The organism is Acinetobacter sp. GRABPA_MV_2 (genome assembly GCF_056725885.1).
In genome coordinates, this window is the sequence record NZ_JBWZNA010000013.1 from 68486 (window position 1) to 84230 (window position 15745).

The window sequence follows — 15745 nt, forward strand, 5'->3', positions numbered from 1 at the left end:
TTTTTAAGCCTCTTAACTTTATAAATATGGGGGTAAACAATGGATCATTATATTATCAATAAAAATCCACAATATAATGGAGATCACGAAGTACATAATGCTACGAAAGGATGTAATTATTTACCAAGTATAGAAAATCAAGTCTCAATAGGTAATTTTGTTAATTGCCAACAAGCAGTAGCTCAAGCTAAATCGAATTGGCCGAATAATAGAATAAATGGTTGTTACTGGTGTGCAAACGCGTGCCATACTACTTAATTGAAAATTATTGATATTCTTTAAAAAAGAGCCTACTTTAAAGTAGGTTTCTTTATTTTTTTAGAGGCTTTTATGAGGTTTAGAGATAGAAACTTAAAAGATATTGCAGACTGTATTGTGGGTGACAGGCAATATTTTCCTTATAGAAGTAGTTTTTATATTACACAGTTTTTTGATGAATGTGATTTACCTTATGTACATGATGGGAGTACTAGATGGTGGTGGACAGCAGAAAGATTAAAGGAATTATTGGAAGAACCGTGTGCAAAAGACTCTTTACCTGAGAAATTTATCAATCTGCTTAGGATATTAATGTATAAGTCTGATGCAACAGAAGATGATCCTGAAAGAATAAATGCATTAATGGAATTGAATAAACCATTAAGTCGGGAGGGATTTGAAGCTTTTTATGGAAACGATAATATTTTATATGTAAGAAATATAAGAACCAATAATTTAATAAAACCAAGTGAAAATCCACATAGACCATTCACAGAAGATGAGCTAAAGAAAAGAGAATTACTTATAAACTTTTTAGAGCGATGTTCAGAAGATGAGTTAATTGAAAAAATTTTATTACCTTTATTTAGAATATTGGGTTTTCAAAGAATCACGGTAGCTGGACATAAAGACAAAGCTTTAGAATATGGAAAAGATATTTGGATGAAATTTACGCTGCCCACCCAACATATAATTTATTTTGGGATACAAGTTAAGAAAGGAAAATTAGATTCTTCTGGAATGACTAAAGCAGGGAATCATAATATTGCTGAAATTTATAACCAAACTACAATGATGTTAGGACATGAGATTTTTGATCCTGAAACAAATAAAAGAGTTTTAGTTGATCATGCTTATATCATTGCAGGTGGAGAAATTACTAAAGCAGCAAGAAATTGGTTGGGAAATAAACTTGATGCTAATAAGAGAAGTCAAATAATCTTTATGGACAGAGAAGATATTCTAAATTTATTTACGGTTAACTTAATCGAAGTTCCGCAATTATCTTAGATCAATAAAAAAAAGCCCAACATCCTGTTGGGCTTTTTCGTATTTGGTTGCTAGATATGACTCCTGTCGTATCTCACGATCCTGATGCATGAACCTATTATTGTTGTTTTATGTTCCGGAACATCCTGTTCCTGTATGAGTTCATATTAGAAAAAAAGCAGAAGATAGCCAATCGGCTAAATCCCTAAATCTATGTAAGATAAATCGTACAAATAACATTTTTTGCATTTATGCCATCATCATCGGGCGAAATGGACAATTGACATTCACTTTAAGTGGGTTATATTCCTGTTTAATATATATACGATTATAGGAATGTAATCATGGTAACAGCTGGCGAAAAACCCGGAACAGGCTTCTACTTCTGTGCTCAGTGCGGTCATAGAGTGTTTTTAGAAATTAATACCGACCCTTTACCACCTTGCACGAAATGCTACTGCACACAATTTAAACGTTAAGAATGAAATAATATTTGCGTTCGCATTTAACAAAAAGCCCTGTCACCCGATGGGGCTTTTTTGTTAATTTAAAAATAAGACTTACATAACAAGACCCGTGATGGGCATGAAAAGGAAACCGTTATGGAAACAATATTGGGTTTATGTATTGGCGTGGGGCTGAGCGCTGCCTGCGGTTTTCGCGTGTTTGTGCCGCTACTGGTTATGAGCATTGCCACCATGATGGGATGGTTTGAGCCATCAAAAGGTTTTGAATGGTTAGCTTTGCCATCGGTGTGTTTAGCTTTAGGCGTGGCAACGGTGTGTGAAGTTGCAGCTTATTATATTCCTTGGGTCGATAATGCTTTAGACACAGTCGCAACCCCTGCGGCCATGATCGCGGGTACGTTAGCAACAATGGCGGTTAGTAGTGGAGAAATGTCTCAGTTTGCCAGTTGGGCGGCAGCGATTATTGTGGGCGGTGGTACAGCTGGTGTGGTGCAAATGAGTACCGTTGCTGCACGTGGTGTTTCAACTGCAACTACGGGTGGCTTGGGTAATTTTGTCGTTGCAACAGGTGAGTGGATTGGAGCAATCTTACTTTCAGTTTCGGCCATGTTAGTGCCTGCGCTTGTTGCTGTAGTGGTGCTGATAGCGATTATTTTAGCGGTACGTTGGATCCGCCATAAAAAACAAGAACAGGCGCATAGTCCTCTATAGGTTTAGCCTAAACATATTTTAAACAGCAATAAAAAAAGCCCAACATCCTGTTGGGCTTTTTCGTATTTGGGTACTAGATATGACTCCTGTCGTATCTCACGCTCCTGGTGCTTGAACCTATTATTGTTGTTTTATGTTCCGGAACATCCTCTTCCTCTATGAGTTCATATTAGGAAAAAAGAGGGATATCGCCAATCCGCAAAATCCCTAAAAGTTTGTAGGATAAAACGTACATTGAAACATGGTGTGAGGCGTTTTGTAGTTACAGAGGGGGGCGAATAGAGGGGGCTTACTTTTATATCTAATCATTTGAGATGTTGAGAAGAATAAGAGTTGCTATTGATAACAATATGTTATGTTTAAGTTTGGTTGTAAAAAGAACAATTTTATCGGGAGTAATCAATAAATGACCGTTATGTTGGTAAAACCTCATTTAAGGTTTAAAGAGAGCTATAACAACTATATTAATGAATTAGCTGATGAAGAACGTTACCCTTTGACAATGGATTTTGACCATACAAATTTTGAATCATTTTTGAATAAACTGAGAGATTATGAAAAAGGGGAATCTCTAGAAGAAGGGCATGTTCCCAATATTACATATTGGTTAGTAGAAGGTAATGAAATTATTGGCGCGTCTAACTTGCGACTTAAACTCAATGAACAGATTGAATATTGTGGTGGACATATTGGTTTAGGTATTCGTCCTTCTAAACGTGGAATGAATTTTGGCTCGAAATTGTTAGAGCTTACAATTCAGGAGGCATGGAAGTTAGGCCTAACGGAGTTACATATACATTGCTATAAATCTAATTTAGCTTCTGCAAAGACCATTCAAGCAAATAATGGTCGCCTTCATTCTGAAATTACTCTCAACCAAGTAGTTCAAAGGTATGTTGTGAATAAAACAATATAAGAATTTTCTTTTAAAGTATTTTTAAACAGCAATAAAAAAAGCCCGACATCCTGTCGAGCTTTTTCGTATTTGGTTGCTAGATATGACTCCTGTCGTATCTCACGCTCCTGGTGCATGAACCTATTATTGTTGTTTTATGTTCCGGAACATCCTGTTCCTGTATGAGTTCATATTAGGAAAAAAGAAGGATGTCGCCAATCCGCAAAATCCTTAAAAGTTTGTAGGATAAAACGTACATTGAAACATGGTGTGAGGATGAAATATTAAATAATCTATTTTCTTGATTTTAAGGTCAATATAATAACTTTACTAATATTTAACTTCCTATTAGATTGGTAAGAATAGGCAAAATAAAAAAACGAATAAGGAAAGATATAATGTCAAATAAAAAGGCAAATTTTTTAGGGTTTATATTGCTTTTCGCCTTACTAGCACTAATTGTTTACTTATTATATTTTTTTATTGGTTGGTTAAAAGGTTTAAACCCTAGTATAGGTGCCGCATTAGTAACAGCCTCTTTAGGATTAATTGGACTTTGGTATGCACAATGGCAATCAAAAGGACGAGATATTGCTGAAAGCCATAGAGCTAGTAAGATAGAAGTTTATAATCTTTTTTTTGAAATAGTTGAAAGTTTTCAGAATGAAGAGGTAGATTCTGGAGAATTACCTGAAGAACTTAAAAAGAAGTTCGTAAAACTTAATCGTGGACTAGTTCTTTGGGCGTCACCTGAGGTTATCAAAGCGTATTTAAAGTTTCGTACAATAGCAAATGATAATAGTGGTAGAAATATTTTATTTGTAGTAGATGAAGTTTACCAAGCTATAAGAAAAGATCTATCGAATAGCAATAGTACTTTGAGCAAAGGTGATTTAATAAGATTAAATTTAAAAGATCCAGATGAATTAAGATAATTTTTTTAATAAAAAAAGCCCGACATCCTGTCGAGCTTTTTCGTATTTGGTTGCTAGATATGACTCCTGTCGTATCTCACGCTCCTAGTGCATGAACCTATTATTGTTGTTTTATGTTCCGGAACATCCTGTTCCTGTATGAGTTCATATTAGGAAAAAAGAGGGGTGTCGCCAATCCGCAAAATCCCTAAAAGTTTGTAGGATAAAACGTACAAGATCGCTTTCGATATATATTATTTTGAATTCAACTTTAGGCCCCTGTGCCACAACAGACTTTAATCTTTTGCGCTGATTTAAAGTAAGAAACTATTGCGGCACAGAGATAAAGAGCTAAGTCAAACGCTTAACTCATACTACTTTTGTCACACCGCTGCATGACGCTAAAGAAAGTAGGAGCAAAGTCCCGTGGGAGAACAGGACTTTGCAAACTGACATGTTCTAGCTGCTGCATCAGCTTGGGTGAGTAGGTTTGTTCAAGTCGCTGATAAATACATCCACAACTGGTCTTAGTGTGTCCACCCGACAGGCAAATTTTTTCAAACTCCTGCTGAGTGTGTAAGTTACAACCCGAAATTCCCAAGCTCGCTACAACCAAACTTAAAGCCATAATAGATTTATAAATTGTCATATTATTCTCATAATGATTTATATCTATGAGTAGAATAAAAATATAATTTGTTTTAAGGCTTAAAATAATTTTTAGGTAATAATTAACCCTCCCATGCATATAGGAAAATAAAATAATTAAATTTTTAAAATAAAAAATAGTTTATGAATTTAAAAAATCAGGCAATAGAAAACCTAAATTTTAAATAAATAAAATGATTAAGCAGGAGAGGGAATAAGTTTGAAAAGTGTCATGGTCAACTCCTTATAATTTATGGAGTCCTACCACCAGATTACCGCGAATTAATTTATGGTGGTAGAACGGAAAGGGGTTGACAGACTGGGATCCATAGAACCAGCACGCACGGGGCGTCCCCCAACCGTCCTACCGCAAAGAGGGGGGACGCAAGGGTCCAGCGAATTATAGCAGAACTATAATCCGTGGTGGATCAGCGGTCTGTCAAAACCGACTGGCAATGTAGGCCAGCAACGAGATAATAATCGGTGATTTTAATTACGTCAATTTAATGTTTAAAATATTTTTGATTTAATAATAAAACTAAATGTATTTTTAAAATAATAGGATTAATATTTATATTTAATTAGAAAAAATAAATAATAAAATAATCTTATTAATAATAGGGTTCAGTATCTTATAAATAAAATATTATAGAGATAGCTGCCTATTCTAAACTTTTAAGCATTTCTTTCGCATCCGAATCACCTGCATCGGCAGCGTGCTGAAACCATTTCTTTGCCAGTTGTAGGTTTTTCGGTGTGCCTTCACCATTTAAATACATCTGGGCCAAGTTGTACTGAGCATCGCTTTCATTGTGCTCAGCCGCTTTGGTGTACCACTTAAGTGCTTGCTCATCGCTTTGTGAGACGCCGTGACCTTTTTTATATAGATGAGCTAAATTATATTCTGCGGGTGGGTAGCCTTGGTTGGCAGCACGACTAAACCACTCAAACGCCTTTCCATAATCTTGCGCAGTTCCTTCACCTCTGTCATATAGCACCCCTAAGTTATATTGCGCTTTCGCATGGTCTTTGGCCGCAGCCTTAGTAAAATAATCAAAAGCGCGCTTGGCATCTTTTTCTACCCCCGTGCCTGTGTAATACATCATCCCTAAACTATATTTTGCCCCCATACTTCCATTTTGATCAGCCACAGTTAGCCATTTAAACGCTTGTTCATAGTTTTTAACAACGCCTTGTTCGCCACTTAAAAGCATCATCCCCAAATGATATTGAGCAACGGATTGCCCTTGTTCTGCACGATATTGAATATCGGCCACACTCGGTTCAGCAAATGCTGAAGAATGAAGAGAGAAAATCATCGTAAATATATAAAAAGCAGACTTTTTTATTTTCATATCTCATCCTGAATTTTATTAATTTGAGTAGTTACTTTCTTTAATATCTATTTGAATATAAAAGAAAAATATTGAATATATTTGGCTGATTTATAGCATTTTAAAATGATCTGATTTTACGGTTTAAATACCTATTTAATAAGAAATTAACCTAAAACTGCATATTTAGACTAGTTACATTTTGAAAATGAGTATAGATAGACAGATTAGTCTTTTTTTAATTAAAATGCGGCCTAAATATAAGTTTGATTGATAATAAAAATGCAGATGAGTGTGTCGAGTATATTGGAGCGTTTAGGCCTTGTTTCACAAAATCGCGCTGTTCATATCCAATTCTCAAATCAGTCTTTAAATCAGCAAGTTTTCTTGCAACGCATTGAGGGTGAACATACCCTCAACCAAGGTAGCGTTGCTGAATTACTGTGTCTGTCGACAAATGCGCATATTGCATTAAAACAATTTATTGGCTGTCAGGTTGCCGTCGATCAAGTCACCGATACAGGTCAATTCTTTAGAACCACGGGCATTATTACCGAAGCGAGCCAAGGGCAAAGCGACGGCTCACTCACCATTTATAACCTTACCTTAAAAGACCCAACTGCACTCTGGCATAAACGCCGCAATAGCCGCGTGTTTATGAATAAAAGCGTGCGCGATATTAGCGAAATTCTGTTTAAGGAATGGCAGGAGAAAAGCCCGTTATTTGCCGCAAGCTTAACACTCGACACAGCAGGCTTAACCAAAGATTACGATGTGCGTCCATTTGTGATGCAGTCAAATGAAAGTGATTATGACTTTTTAACCCGTTTGTGGCGTAGCGAAGGCGTTAACTGGCTGGTCGATGAATCGCAACTTTTTGTCGCTGACCCGAATGCTTCCATTCAGCCACAAGTGTTACGTTTAATTGATGATAACCAAAATTATCAAGCCCTTGAACGACGTAGTTTGCGCTACCAGCGCAGCAGTGCTACAGAACAGTTCGATACCATTACGCAAGTTAAGGCAGAACGCCGTTTACAGCCGACATCGGTTCATGTGCAACGCTGGCAAGCCGATGCCCTACAACAAGAAGAAGGCAGTGGCAGTGTACAAGGCACACAAAAGCACAGTGAACACTACGACAATGCCAGCCTAAACCTTGAAGATGCATGGCATGTCAGTCCCGCTTGGATGCAAGATTTAAACGGTGAAGACCAAGCCACTGCTTCAGGCAATGGCCAGATTGAACAGCTTAACCAGCACATGAATGCTTATCATCACCTGAGTTCTAAACAATTTACCGTTTCAGGTAACGTCCGTGATGCACAGGTCGGTTACTGGTTTGCACTTTATGATCACCCAGAACTCGACCAACATGATAGTGCCGATAAAGAATTCTTAATCTTAAGCAAGCACTACTATAACCAAAATAATTTACCGAAAGAATTACAACAGCAACTTGAGCGACTATTACCAAAAGACAAATTCAAGGCTGCGCAACTCGACAACCAAAACCCTGAGCAGCGCCACTATGCTGAGCTGAACGTGGTTCGACGCAACATTAAAGCTGTGCCTGAATATAGCCCGCTAGAGCACCGACCAGCCGCTCACCCGCAGCGCGCTAGAGTGGTGGGGCTAGAAGGTGAAAGCATCCATGTCGACCAGTGGGGACGCATTAAGGTCCGCTTCCTGTTTACCCGAACAGATGACCATAGTCATGACGGTGGTGCGGGAAGTAACGACAATGACACTGACTCCGCTTGGGTTGATGTACTCACCCCGTGGGCAGGTGCGGGTTATGGCGCACGCTTCTTACCACGTGTGGGTGAGATCGTGGTGATCGACTTCTTTGACGGCAATATTGACCGCCCGTTTGTGGTGGGCCGTATTCATGAAGCCGAACGCCACCCAACCCAGTTCGATCAGAAAGGCCAATTACCTGACACTAAAAAACTCAGTGGCATCCGCTCAGAAGAAGTCGATGGTAAAGGCTTTAACCAACTCCGCTTTGATGACACGACAGGCCAGATCAGTGCCCAACTACAAAGTAGCCATGCAGCAAGCCAACTAAACCTCGGTAACTTAAGCCATCCAAAAGACAAAGCGGAAAGTGATGGCCGAGGTGAAGGTTTTGAACTCAGAACAGACCAGTGGGGCGCAGTAAGAGCTGGCAGTGGCTTACTCGTTAGTACCCACAAACAGGACCAAGCTCAAGGCGTACACCTTGATGCAAATGAAGCCAAGCAACAAATCGAAGGTGGCCTCAACAATGCCAAGGCACTCAGTGAGGTTGCTAAAAATCAGCAAACTGACCCGTTAGAAAATTTAGAAAACTTAAAATCCTTTATTGAAAAACTCGAGCAGCAAGACAACGCAAAAGCTAAAACCTTTAAAGAGGCGATTATGTTGTTGGCGAGTCCAAATAGCATCGCGCTGAGCAGTAACGAAGACATTCACTTAAGCGCAGATGGCCAGATAAACCAAACTGCTGGAGACAGTATTAACCTGTCTACCCAAAAGAATTTAATCGCGCATGCCCAAAATAAAATTAGTCTTTTTGCAGCTCAAGAAGGGGCGAGACTCTATGCAGGCAAAGGTAAAGTCGAGATACAAGCACAAGGCGATGGAGCAGATTTGATTGCCCGTAAAGCTGTTCAGGTGATTTCGACTGAAGACAAAATCGAAGCGACTGCAGCCAAAGAAATTGTACTCACCGCAGGCGGCTCTCAAGTCAAAATTACCGGTTCAGGTATTTTTATGACCACGAGTGGAAAGTTTGAGGTGAAAGCTGGGCAGCATTTATTTATGGGAGGTGGGAGTGTGAATAGTTCATTACCGTATCTACCCGAACAAGGAAAACAAAAATATGGTGTATGGTTTGATGTAATGGATAAACAAGGAAATAAACTAAAACCTGGCACGGAATATATTATTTTTGACGAAAATGATAAAGAAATTGAGCGCGGTAAGTTAGATCGAACTGGCTTAGTTAAGTTGGAAACAGAAGAGCCGAATAAGCAATATAAAATACATGTGGTAAATTGAAATGGATAATGTAATAGATGCCAATAAAGATATAAAAAAACAAGCAACTGAATTGTTAAAAAAAGCACATGGAAAAGTAAGTAATGTGCCGCCAGTAATTCCAGTTAAGTTAACAACTTATACTCATAGTTTAACAATCTTCATTGGAGGGGCAGCTGATAAGTATGTATTTACACCCGGAGATGTTCCTGTCGGGTGGGGGGATTTTAGACCTATTGGCCCAACATACTTTGTTGGAAACTATGTTAATAATTATTTTGCAACTATAAAAGGTGGCAGTAAAAATGCATTTGTTAAATATTATGGGTATGAAGAGGCATATGTATCTGATACAAGAGAATTAACAGTAAATACAAATAAGGATAAAAAATTAAATGCTTTCAATGATGTAAAAAAATTTTTAAAAACCTATCCTCAAACACAAGTAAATATTGTTGGTCATAGTTTAGGTGGTTGGAATGCAGCTGGATTAGCTGAAATATTGCATAAGAATAATATTTGTAAGGTTAACGTGCTGATAACTATTGATCCAGTGGGAGAAATATTATCTAAAATTGGTTTGGGATCTAGAACTAGTATCTATTATAGTAGACCAAAGCCAGTATTTAATCTTTGGATTAGTATAAGTTGTGACCCTAAAAGTTATGAGTGGAACAATGATTTGATTGCAGATTTAGGTGGGCAATGGAGTAGTTATCCCTCTAGTAATAGTTCCTATTACTATGTAACAAGGTATAGCCATGCAGATTTCAGATTAATGATGCAAGAGAAAATTGTTAATAATTTAAGTGTGCAGGATATTTTGTCAAAAGAGTTGAGTAGAATAAAATGAAATATTTTTTATTAACATTGCTTTCTATAACATTGTCAGCATGTAATCCTTTTATAAATAATGAGGAAGCATCTAACAATAATGGAGAGATTAAGATTTTAACTTACTCACGTCTGGATGGTATGAGTGGTGATATTTTTAAATTTAATTTAGAAACAAATGATGATTTAAATAAGATTTATCAAGAGAATAATTATAAATATTCACATTTTAAGTGCGATAATATTAAAAATTACTTTGTGACAGGAGCTATTTCAGTCGAGGGCGAGAAGTTAGAAAATGGAAAATATACTTCATCTGGGTACTTCAAAGTCTGCGAAGATGAATCCATGAATGTATGTATCGATAAGAATCAATTGGAAAAATTGTTAACTAGCAATATGTCTTGTAGAGTAGTTTTTGGGGGCTTATTACAAAGTAGTAAAGTTGTAGCAGATAATATTTTAATATCCAAAGAAGCTATAAGAAAATCCAATTTCCAATAGAGTTTTAAATGAAAAAATTTCTTTACCTATTAGGGCTAACTTTTTTAAGTGGATGTAGTGAAAAAATTTCAAATTTCACAATAGAATATACTAGGAAAAGTAATGAAAAATTAAACTTTGCTACGAAAATTGAAGATAAGGAAGTTTTAAATAAAATAAAAGAATCTTCATCAAAAAAAATTGTTTGCAAAAATACTGCTAATAACAATCAAATGTTGGATGCTTATATAGATAAGATTGAAAATAACAAAATTGATGTATCTGTAGAATTTTGCTCAAATTATGATAATAGAAGCTGTGAGCCTATAGATATCAGTTCACTTAAAAAAATTAATTTAGAATGTCAAGCAATTTTCTCTGCAATAATTGGTAATGTCTCTAAATCAGAAAAATTTCCAATTGTATGGGAAGAAAAATAATTTGTTTAAAAATCTGAAACTTGACTTGATAACTTTAGGTATTCCCTTGTTACTTATGGCAGGGTGTGGTCACGAATATACAATTGAGCCTGAAAGACTTCCAGTAGCCTATGTAGGTAAGGCATATAATCAGCAATTAAACATATCAGGTGGTAGAGTGATACCACAGTCTTTTGAAGTAAAAGATAATTTTCCAAGTGATATGAATATCTCTATTGAGCCAATAGATCAAAATGAAGCAGATGCTTATAATAATTTAAAAATTTCTGGAGTTCCAAAGTATAAGGGAACTTTTACGATTCATATATATGCGGGTTTTTATGCTAGTGGGGATGGGAAGTTAGATAAGACCTATGAATTCATTGTAAATGAATAAGATATTTAACCATGTGATTTTATTTGGTTTAAATAAGAGATAAGTATGAAAAAGAATTTATTAATTACCATACTAATTTCAATTTTCATCATACAGTCTTTATTAAATTATTACTTCTGGAACCGTACAAAAACACCCGAAATTCATGTTTTAGAAAAACCTTTAAAGATATATTCGTTTGAAGGTAAATATTCGAAAAATAGCACTTTGCCAGAATATTATATTTTACCAGAAGGTACTGTTTTATATGATGATAGTGACTCTTTGAACAGAAGGGTTATGGTTTATTTCAATTTACAAGGTGTAGATTTTAAATTCGAAGAACAAGATCCAGATATCTTAAAACAACCTAGTGAAGTCAGTGGTATAAGGTCGAAGGACTTGCCAGATTTACTAAAAGAAATTCCTCTGACTAAAAAAGATATTTATTTAATTATTAAACATGATGAACGTATAAAAGACTCTGTGCGTTCAATTTTATTCAAAGAATACAAAATTGATCCTTCAGCGTATGAAAAATAATTAAATACTTCTGTGACATACAAACATAAATTTAAAAATCAGAAGAAGCCTAATTAATTATGCTTCTTCTCCCATAAGAAATAATTTTAAGCAGCTTGAATTGCTTCACCACAAAAGGAAACAGTTTCTTGTTTATGCTGGTGTAAATACCAGAACTGCTCTGCAACCGTTTCTGGATGCACCGTGTAGGTCCTATCTTGTGCTCCAGATGTCCCATCAACAAAACCATTCACAATCACTTGGCTCACGTAAACATTTGAGTCAGCAAGACTATGAGCAAGTAAGTTGGTGGCTTTGTATTGAGCGGCAGCGGTAGTTGCTAAGGATGAGTACTCTTTAGCAACCAAGTCGATACCCACTGCATCGAAAGCAAAGATTCCGTTTGTCGATAAAATACTACCGTGGTTCTTCTCTAAATCGCCTAAGCAAGCTTGTACCGTCGCAATATAGCTCGAAACACGAATATGAAAGCTTTTGGTAAGCTCTAGTGGAGGGGTTTTTAAGATATTGCCTTCAATATCATGGAAAGCATTCCAATGAATATTTTTAATCTCTCCTAATCGGTCTTTAATACGATTAATAAGATTTGGTATATCTTCAAGAACCGCTAAATCACATGTAAAAGCGTAAGCTTCAATACCTTGTGTTTTAAGTTCTAAAATGGCCTTTTCAAGTTTTTCAGCATTACGTGCCACTAAACCGATTTTATAGCCTTCTTTACCAAATTTATGTGCTACGGCTTGGGAAATACCCGTTCCATAACCAAAAATTATAATATTGTTGTTCATTATAAAGTTCCAAAAAACCAATCATTTGGTTAGAAATAATTTATAATATGTTTTTATAATGTATTCAAGCGCAAAAGTTATCTCTAAGAATAGTACCCAAAGAATAAAAATGCTTAAAAGTGGGGATTAGGGAGTCAGCTTTACATGAGTTATTCGGCTAAACATGCGCTGTTGAAAGAACTTCCAATTTAGCTTATAAATTTTTATTGGTAAAATAAACCGAAAAATACAAATAAAGTGGAATTTAAATATAATTAATTATTGGTAAATGGGAATAAATTCTTTTAAATTTGTCTAATGACGTAAAAATTCCCAAAAATATTAAAAATTAGCTTTTCTTAGAAAAACAATCCCGCAGGGTGCTGGCTAAACTATATCTCAAGGGTGTGATAGGGATCGAAAAGAGTAGCATGCACCAAAACGTATAACGTTAGTGTGTACTCACCCAAAAGGTCTCGATTCGGCTTAGGACGCTATAGATCAAAAGTTTATAGGCACAAGGTTATAACTTACAAAGTTATGATTGTTGAAGTAAACCATAGATGTTTTCCCTTGACACCTTAAAAAATTCTCTATAATAAAAACTATACTTTACAAGAATATAATTCATGAATAAGCCTTATCTTTCTACCTTGCCGCATGACAGTCAAATCTCATCTCAACTGAATAATGCCTACTTCCACGACTCGTGGAGTATTGTGCTTGGTCAACCTGACCTGAATGTATTTGAGCAGCTTATTAAACTGTTCCATCACACTCCACAGTGGGTAGAGTGGAGCATGAATATGCGTAATAAAATTACTTCAAAGATTGGGCTTAAGGATTTAGGAAGTTTTAAGCAAATTGATACTCATAAAAAAGAAAATGAGTATGTCGCAGGTGACCGGATTGGAATTTTTACCTTGTTGCAGCGTACAGAAAATGAATTAGTGATTGGAGACGATGACAAGCATTTAAATGTGACTTTATCTATATACAAGAATGAAAAGACCAAAGTGCTTACCGTAACCACAGTGGTACATATTAAAAATTGGCTAGGACGACTTTATATGGTGCCTGTGATTCCTGCTCATCGAAAAATCGTGCCAGCGACTTTACAGATTTTAGGTTAGAACACTCTTTTTATTTACGGTGCGATCAACCAAAATCGCCAAGAAGCCAAAGACCGCTTACGTTCTCAACATGATTATCAAATTAATTTAAAAGCTGAGCTTGAGATTCGTCATTTGCATGAAAAAATGGACCATCTTTTATCGTATCAGTGGGAAAGGCTTGCGCATATTCAAGAAATTCAGCTCGATCTTTTGGCTGAAATGAATAAAAAACGATAAAGATTTTCTGAGTTTCACGTGGAACATGAGTAGAGCGTTATAGATTATTTTGCGGTAGGTTCGAAATTTCTTTATGATTTGCCGCCATGCTCCATTGCTGCTTCTACGACCATGCCTTTAAACGACAATTTTGTTTACGCTCCGCCACAAGATCCGCTTTCAATTTTATTTGAAGACGATGATTTGATTGTGGTTGATAAACCTGCAGGCTTGTTGTCAGTGATGGGGCGTTTACCTGAGCATCATGACAGCGCTTATTTACGGGTGCTAGAAAAGTTTCCTTTAGCAAAGGTCACGCATCGTTTAGATATGGCGACTTCGGGCCTACTTATGTTTGCCAAACATCGCGATGCAGAAGTTGCGGTAAGTAAAATGTTTCAGGCCAGAACAGTCAAAAAGCATTATATTGCGTTGGTGCAAGGCCAAGTCGCACAAGAGGGCAGTGTTGAAGTTCCTCTCATTACTGACTGGGAAAATCGCCCAAGACAAATTGTACATTTTGAATTAGGCAAACATGCTAAAACTTTGTTTCAAGCGCTCATCTATGATGAAAAGAACAATCAAAGTCGAGTATTACTTGAACCAGTAACAGGACGCTCGCATCAGTTACGTGTGCACATGATGCATATAGGACATCCGATTATGGGGGACAAGCTATATCACCCTGAGCCTAAACGTTTTTACTTAAATCGCATGGCCTTACATGCCGCATATTTGGCTTTCCAACATCCCTTAAATGGAACGGATGTGGTGATTGAGTCACAAGTGCCTTTTTAAAATTTATATACTTAAAAAAATTAATTTGATGCAATTGGGAACTGAATATATACCCAAACTGCAATAAAAGTCGGGTATTCTTGATGTCGAATAATATTAATATCGCAACAACAACAAGGATCACTTTATGACTCGTGACTACGAACAATTTCCAGATGACGATAACGGCAATGTACTTTGGCAAATGGCTGAAGACGGGGATGATTTAACCGAACTGCATGAAATTGAATTTTCTATTGCTTTTCATGATCAGAAAAATGCAGAGCAATGTGCACTTTATTTGCTTTACCAAGAACAAAAAGTTTCACTTTTTCAAGATGACTCTGTTGAGCCAAATGAATGGGTAATTACCATCTTCGTTAACATGGAACCTGAGTATTCAGATATTGTTGACTTGGAACAATGGTTTGCCAGTATCGCTGAGAAATTTCAGGGCGAATATGATGGATGGGGCTGTATGGCCTATGTCTTCGAGGAAGACGACGAAGAAGATCTGTTGCAGTAAGGTCTAAAATAAAAAGTAGGAGATAAATATGAACTTATCTCAAAAACAAATTGCAGTACGGTTTTTAGAGCTTGCCGCAGCCGGTGAAGTCGATGAAGCCTATAGCAATTACACCGCGCCAAACTTCAAGCATCACAATCCTTATTATGCGGGTGATGCGACTTCTTTGAAGGAAGGGATGCGTGAAAGTGCAATTGAAACGCCTAACAAAGTCTTTGATGTTCAACATGTCATTGAAGAGGGCGATTTGGTTGCAGTGCATTCAAAACTTGAAATGCAGATGAATGGGTTAACCACCTTGGCCGTGGTTCATATTTGTCGTTTTGAAAAGGGTAAAATTGCTGAGTTTTGGGATATTGGGCAAGTACAGCCCGATCCACTCGTCAATGACAATGGTATGTTCTAATAAAAAGCCCGAAAGTTTTCGGGCTTTTTATTTATGTATGAA

19 protein-coding genes and 1 pseudogene are annotated in these 15745 nt (G+C 36.6%); 17 read left to right on the forward strand and 3 right to left on the reverse strand.

The window, feature by feature from the left end; translation table 11 throughout:
• Window positions 1–39 precede the first annotated feature (39 nt).
• The 6 genes from ACXM0J_RS12400 (at window position 40) to ACXM0J_RS12425 (ending at window position 4256) form a co-directional block, all read left to right on the forward strand.
• Complete coding sequence (locus ACXM0J_RS12400; protein ID WP_000350168.1) at window positions 40–258, forward strand: hypothetical protein; 219 nt, start codon at window positions 40–42, stop codon at window positions 256–258.
• A 72-nt stretch (window positions 259–330) separates the two neighbouring features.
• The gene (locus ACXM0J_RS12405) at window positions 331–1269 is read left to right on the forward strand and encodes a PDDEXK family nuclease (RefSeq protein WP_262470567.1); all 939 of its coding nucleotides are present in this window, start codon (window positions 331–333) and stop codon (window positions 1267–1269) included.
• Between the two features lie 323 nt (window positions 1270–1592).
• The gene (locus ACXM0J_RS12410) at window positions 1593–1727 is read left to right on the forward strand and encodes a zinc ribbon-containing protein (protein WP_001983336.1); all 135 of its coding nucleotides are present in this window, start codon (window positions 1593–1595) and stop codon (window positions 1725–1727) included.
• Window positions 1728–1850: 123 nt separating this feature from the next.
• Window positions 1851–2426 (forward strand): DUF4126 domain-containing protein, encoded by a 576-nt coding sequence (locus ACXM0J_RS12415; protein ID WP_017482338.1) that lies wholly within the window; start codon window positions 1851–1853, stop codon window positions 2424–2426.
• A gap of 406 nt (window positions 2427–2832) precedes the next feature.
• A complete protein-coding gene (locus ACXM0J_RS12420) occupies window positions 2833–3342 on the forward strand; it encodes a GNAT family N-acetyltransferase (protein WP_086266262.1) in 510 nt (169 codons plus the stop codon).
• A gap of 377 nt (window positions 3343–3719) precedes the next feature.
• Window positions 3720–4256, forward strand: a complete 537-nt coding sequence (locus tag ACXM0J_RS12425) for a hypothetical protein (protein ID WP_086266261.1) — start codon at window positions 3720–3722, stop codon at window positions 4254–4256.
• A 343-nt stretch (window positions 4257–4599) separates the two neighbouring features.
• Here ACXM0J_RS12425 and ACXM0J_RS12430 read toward each other — a convergent pair whose 3' ends face one another.
• Window positions 4600–4884, reverse strand: coding sequence for a hypothetical protein (locus tag ACXM0J_RS12430; protein WP_086266260.1), 285 nt, complete (start codon window positions 4882–4884; stop codon window positions 4600–4602).
• Window positions 4885–5545: 661 nt separating this feature from the next.
• A complete protein-coding gene (locus ACXM0J_RS12435; RefSeq protein WP_086266259.1) occupies window positions 5546–6238 on the reverse strand; it encodes a tetratricopeptide repeat protein in 693 nt (230 codons plus the stop codon).
• 261 nt (window positions 6239–6499) lie between these two features.
• Between ACXM0J_RS12435 and ACXM0J_RS12440 the strand changes: the two genes are divergently transcribed.
• The 6 genes from ACXM0J_RS12440 to ACXM0J_RS12465 are packed head-to-tail and all read left to right on the forward strand — an operon-like array spanning window position 6500 to window position 11896.
• A complete protein-coding gene (locus ACXM0J_RS12440; RefSeq protein WP_086266258.1) occupies window positions 6500–9262 on the forward strand; it encodes a type VI secretion system Vgr family protein in 2763 nt (920 codons plus the stop codon).
• 1 nt (window position 9263) lies between these two features.
• Complete coding sequence (locus ACXM0J_RS12445; RefSeq protein WP_086266257.1) at window positions 9264–10094, forward strand: lipase family protein; 831 nt, start codon at window positions 9264–9266, stop codon at window positions 10092–10094.
• Window positions 10091–10579, forward strand: a complete 489-nt coding sequence (locus ACXM0J_RS12450) for a hypothetical protein (RefSeq protein ID WP_086266256.1) — start codon at window positions 10091–10093, stop codon at window positions 10577–10579. Before ACXM0J_RS12445 ends, ACXM0J_RS12450 begins: the two co-directional genes overlap by 4 nt.
• Before the next feature lie 8 nt (window positions 10580–10587).
• Window positions 10588–10998 carry a hypothetical protein gene (locus tag ACXM0J_RS12455; protein WP_086266255.1) on the forward strand — a complete coding sequence of 137 codons (411 nt, stop codon included), beginning with the start codon at window positions 10588–10590 and terminating at the stop codon, window positions 10996–10998.
• Window positions 10952–11374, forward strand: a complete 423-nt coding sequence (locus ACXM0J_RS12460) for a hypothetical protein (RefSeq protein WP_086266254.1) — start codon at window positions 10952–10954, stop codon at window positions 11372–11374. The genes ACXM0J_RS12455 and ACXM0J_RS12460 overlap by 47 nt, the downstream gene beginning before the upstream one ends.
• Before the next feature lie 45 nt (window positions 11375–11419).
• On the forward strand, window positions 11420–11896 hold the full coding sequence (locus tag ACXM0J_RS12465) for a hypothetical protein (protein ID WP_086266253.1): 477 nt from the start codon (window positions 11420–11422) through the stop codon (window positions 11894–11896).
• An 86-nt stretch (window positions 11897–11982) separates the two neighbouring features.
• Here the strand turns inward: ACXM0J_RS12465 and ACXM0J_RS12470 are convergent, their stop codons facing one another.
• Window positions 11983–12684 carry an SDR family NAD(P)-dependent oxidoreductase gene (locus ACXM0J_RS12470; RefSeq protein ID WP_086266252.1) on the reverse strand — a complete coding sequence of 234 codons (702 nt, stop codon included), beginning with the start codon at window positions 12682–12684 and terminating at the stop codon, window positions 11983–11985.
• Between the two features lie 608 nt (window positions 12685–13292).
• Here ACXM0J_RS12470 and ACXM0J_RS12475 point away from each other — a divergent pair.
• From ACXM0J_RS12475 to ACXM0J_RS12495, 5 genes and pseudogenes are all read left to right on the forward strand, one after another.
• Window positions 13293–13796 (forward strand): DUF2867 domain-containing protein, encoded by a 504-nt coding sequence (locus tag ACXM0J_RS12475; RefSeq protein WP_086266251.1) that lies wholly within the window; start codon window positions 13293–13295, stop codon window positions 13794–13796.
• Between the two features lie 24 nt (window positions 13797–13820).
• A pseudogene (locus ACXM0J_RS12480) lies at window positions 13821–14015 on the forward strand (DUF1003 domain-containing protein); the annotation flags it as partial.
• Window positions 14016–14126: 111 nt separating this feature from the next.
• On the forward strand, window positions 14127–14792 hold the full coding sequence (locus tag ACXM0J_RS12485) for a pseudouridine synthase (protein ID WP_086266250.1): 666 nt from the start codon (window positions 14127–14129) through the stop codon (window positions 14790–14792).
• 127 nt (window positions 14793–14919) lie between these two features.
• A complete protein-coding gene (locus tag ACXM0J_RS12490) occupies window positions 14920–15297 on the forward strand; it encodes a ribonuclease E inhibitor RraB (RefSeq protein ID WP_069035888.1) in 378 nt (125 codons plus the stop codon).
• 28 nt (window positions 15298–15325) lie between these two features.
• The gene (locus ACXM0J_RS12495) at window positions 15326–15703 is read left to right on the forward strand and encodes a nuclear transport factor 2 family protein (protein WP_086266249.1); all 378 of its coding nucleotides are present in this window, start codon (window positions 15326–15328) and stop codon (window positions 15701–15703) included.
• Window positions 15704–15745 lie beyond the last annotated feature (42 nt).

Bases quoted from the DNA above. Each gene is read 5' to 3' on its own strand.
- ACXM0J_RS12400 (WP_000350168.1), top strand. From the start codon at position 40: ATGGATCATTATATTATCAATAAAAATCCACAATATAATGGAGATCAC.
- ACXM0J_RS12405 (WP_262470567.1), top strand. From the start codon at position 331: ATGAGGTTTAGAGATAGAAACTTAAAAGATATTGCAGACTGTATTGTG.
- ACXM0J_RS12410 (WP_001983336.1), top strand. From the start codon at position 1,593: ATGGTAACAGCTGGCGAAAAACCCGGAACAGGCTTCTACTTCTGTGCT.
- ACXM0J_RS12415 (WP_017482338.1), top strand. From the start codon at position 1,851: ATGGAAACAATATTGGGTTTATGTATTGGCGTGGGGCTGAGCGCTGCC.
- ACXM0J_RS12420 (WP_086266262.1), top strand. From the start codon at position 2,833: ATGACCGTTATGTTGGTAAAACCTCATTTAAGGTTTAAAGAGAGCTAT.
- ACXM0J_RS12425 (WP_086266261.1), top strand. From the start codon at position 3,720: ATGTCAAATAAAAAGGCAAATTTTTTAGGGTTTATATTGCTTTTCGCC.
- ACXM0J_RS12430 (WP_086266260.1), bottom strand. From the start codon at position 4,884: ATGACAATTTATAAATCTATTATGGCTTTAAGTTTGGTTGTAGCGAGC.
- ACXM0J_RS12435 (WP_086266259.1), bottom strand. From the start codon at position 6,238: ATGAAAATAAAAAAGTCTGCTTTTTATATATTTACGATGATTTTCTCT.
- ACXM0J_RS12440 (WP_086266258.1), top strand. From the start codon at position 6,500: ATGCAGATGAGTGTGTCGAGTATATTGGAGCGTTTAGGCCTTGTTTCA.
- ACXM0J_RS12445 (WP_086266257.1), top strand. From the start codon at position 9,264: ATGGATAATGTAATAGATGCCAATAAAGATATAAAAAAACAAGCAACT.
- ACXM0J_RS12450 (WP_086266256.1), top strand. From the start codon at position 10,091: ATGAAATATTTTTTATTAACATTGCTTTCTATAACATTGTCAGCATGT.
- ACXM0J_RS12455 (WP_086266255.1), top strand. From the start codon at position 10,588: ATGAAAAAATTTCTTTACCTATTAGGGCTAACTTTTTTAAGTGGATGT.
- ACXM0J_RS12460 (WP_086266254.1), top strand. From the start codon at position 10,952: ATGTCTCTAAATCAGAAAAATTTCCAATTGTATGGGAAGAAAAATAAT.
- ACXM0J_RS12465 (WP_086266253.1), top strand. From the start codon at position 11,420: ATGAAAAAGAATTTATTAATTACCATACTAATTTCAATTTTCATCATA.
- ACXM0J_RS12470 (WP_086266252.1), bottom strand. From the start codon at position 12,684: ATGAACAACAATATTATAATTTTTGGTTATGGAACGGGTATTTCCCAA.
- ACXM0J_RS12475 (WP_086266251.1), top strand. From the start codon at position 13,293: ATGAATAAGCCTTATCTTTCTACCTTGCCGCATGACAGTCAAATCTCA.
- ACXM0J_RS12485 (WP_086266250.1), top strand. From the start codon at position 14,127: ATGCCTTTAAACGACAATTTTGTTTACGCTCCGCCACAAGATCCGCTT.
- ACXM0J_RS12490 (WP_069035888.1), top strand. From the start codon at position 14,920: ATGACTCGTGACTACGAACAATTTCCAGATGACGATAACGGCAATGTA.
- ACXM0J_RS12495 (WP_086266249.1), top strand. From the start codon at position 15,326: ATGAACTTATCTCAAAAACAAATTGCAGTACGGTTTTTAGAGCTTGCC.